Raw genomic sequence first — 2,276 nt, forward strand, 5'->3', positions numbered from 1 at the left:
CTGGCGGCGCCGGTCGTGGTGGCGGCGGGCACGGGGCTCGCGATCAGCGGGGTGGAGCTGCTGGTGCTGGCCCATGTCGGCCGGGACTCGGGCGACACCGACCTCGTCCCCTGGGCGCTGGGCGCCCTCTCGGCGGGCAGCGCGCTGGGCGGCCTGGCCAACGGGGCGATCGACTGGCGCTGCCCCGCCCGGTCCCGTCTCGCCGGTTTCGCGGTGGCCCTGGGCCTGACGCTCGCGGCGGCGGGACTGGCGCCCGGCGTCCTCACGCTCGCGGTGGCCATGACCTGCGCGGGTGCCTTCATCGCCCCGGCGCTCACCACGGCCTACCTGCTGGCGGACGAGTCGGCCCCCGCGAGCGACCGCACCCGCGCCGGGGCCTGGGTGAACATGGCGGTCAACGCCGGAAGTTCGGCCGGCGGCCTGACCACCGGCGCCCTCCTCGGCCATCTCCCGCTGCCCCTCTGCTTCGCCCTGACCGGAGCCACCGCGCTGGCCTCCGCCGGGGTGGCCCTGGCGGGTGGGAGCCGGACGGAGCCCGCGCGGGCGTGAGCCGGGGGCCTGTGCGGGCCCCCGGGCAGCCGAGCGCCCCACCCTCCCTCGCACCGGGGCGGTGCGTCGGGTGGGCGGGGCGTCCTGCCTCAGGGGTGGCCGAGGCACGGGCTCGTACCGTGCCCGGCACGGGGTTGCCGCTCGGCGGGCGCGGTACGGCCGGTTGCCCGTGGAGCCGAACGGCTACGGGCGGCCGCGCTGGTCTCTGAGGTGTTCCGCGATGGGCTTCAGGGACTTGTCGAGGTCCTGGAGCGCGTCGGGGGAGAGGAGGTCGATGAAGTGGCGGCGGACGGAGGCCACGTGGTGCGGGGCCACCTTCCGCATCGTCTCCAGCCCGTGCTCGGTCAGGACGGCGAAGAGGCCGCGCCGGTCCGACTCGCAGTTCTCCCGGCGGACCAGGTCCGCGTTCTCCATGCGCGTGATCTGATGCGAGAGGCGGCTCTTGGACTGCATGGTCGCGCCCGCCAGGTCGCTCATCCGCATCCGCATGTCTTCCGACTCGGAAAGATTGACGAGGATCTCGTAGTCGTTCATCGTCAGGCCGAACGGCTGTAGATCCTTCTCTAGCTGGTACGTCAACAGCCTGTTGACCTCCAGGTGGGTGCGCCAGGCGCACTGCTCCGCATCGGTCAGCCAGTGCGTGGCCGTCTCGGTCTCCATGAATGAAGTCTACCTAAGAAGTTGAATGGCGAACTACTCTGGGTGATGTGACTGTGCGCACGCGTTCGACGTCACACTCCGCAGACTACCGCTCACAGCCCGAAGCGACGCTGGAGGTCTCCCAGCTGTCCGGGAAGGCGCGGTACCCCGGAAGCCCCCGTTCCGGGTCCCATCGGCCCCGCTGCGCCCCCTCCGGGTACCCCCGGCTCGGACGGAACAGCACCCGTGGACGGCTCGGCCATCAGCGTCTCGCTGGACTGGAGCAGCACGGTCCCCGCGCCCGTGAACTCGAACTGGTGCTCCTCCCCGGAAGCCCCGCCGATCCCTGTCATCGCACGTAGACCGCCCATCACGCCGGTGAGGTAGGCGTGGTCGTAGTGATGGCAGGGGGAGGGGCAGTCGGCCCAGCCGACCAGCGCCTGCGGGTCCACCCGGATCGGCGGTTCCATGAAGACCACCGGGCCGTTGGAGGCGGCGACGAACTTTCCGGTTCCGATGAGCGTCAGAAAGCCCGGCACGATCGACTGTTTGAGTGCCAAGCTTGGCTGAAAAGCGATCAAGTTGCCCGCGCGAACGGTCAGGTTGCCCTGATCCAGGTCGTACGAATTCACGTCGAAGGCCCGGTCCGCGAGCAGCATCTTGCCCGAGCCCTCCGCCACCACCCAGTCGCTCGCGTGCAGTGGCGAATGGAAGGAAGTGCGCACCAGCCGGTCCAGCCGGCCGTGCCCGATGCCGTTGAAGTCGATCGACCCGTAGTAGGCGATCATCTTCCCCTTCTGCAGGAACCACTGGCTCCCCTTGAGCTCCACGCAGAAGGTGTACGGGTTCACGTTGTCGTCGGCGGGGAGCGTCACCGGGTCGAAGACCACCGGCCCGCCCGCGCTCGCGTAACCGCTCACAGCTTCTCCTCCGACGCCTGGACGTACACCGTGCCGTGGCCGCTCAGCTCCAGCTGGAACGCCTCGCCGGAGCCGCGCCCCACCATGTCGCGCCAGCCCAGCGCGGTGGACAGCTTGTTGCGCACCTCGCCGTGATGGGCGACGTACGCCTGGGGGTCCACGTGGACC

At 70.7% G+C, this 2,276-nt stretch carries 4 protein-coding genes; 1 reads left to right on the top strand and 3 read right to left on the bottom strand.

The genetic code is table 11. The annotated features are described in order from the left end of the window. Positions 1-549: MFS transporter (locus CCN33_RS24635; protein WP_140394654.1), on the top strand; the 549-nt coding region annotated here is incomplete at its 5' end. Positions 550-732: 183 nt separating this feature from the next. Here CCN33_RS24635 and CCN33_RS24640 read toward each other — a convergent pair. The 3 genes from CCN33_RS24640 to CCN33_RS24650 all read right to left on the bottom strand — a co-directional run. After that, positions 733-1,209, bottom strand: coding sequence for a MarR family winged helix-turn-helix transcriptional regulator (locus CCN33_RS24640; protein ID WP_086695678.1), 477 nt, complete (start codon positions 1,207-1,209; stop codon positions 733-735). Between the two features lie 92 nt (positions 1,210-1,301). Beyond that, positions 1,302-2,108: an AIM24 family protein gene (locus CCN33_RS24645; RefSeq protein ID WP_086695679.1), complete on the bottom strand. Its 807-nt coding sequence runs from the start codon at positions 2,106-2,108 to the stop codon at positions 1,302-1,304. Continuing rightward, on the bottom strand, positions 2,105-2,276 hold a 172-nt coding region (locus CCN33_RS24650; RefSeq protein ID WP_140394655.1), incomplete at its 5' end, for an AIM24 family protein. The genes CCN33_RS24650 and CCN33_RS24645, both read right to left, overlap by 4 nt.

It is taken from the genome of Streptomyces recifensis, assembly GCF_002154615.1.
Taxonomy (GTDB): domain Bacteria; phylum Actinomycetota; class Actinomycetes; order Streptomycetales; family Streptomycetaceae; genus Streptomyces; species Streptomyces griseoluteus.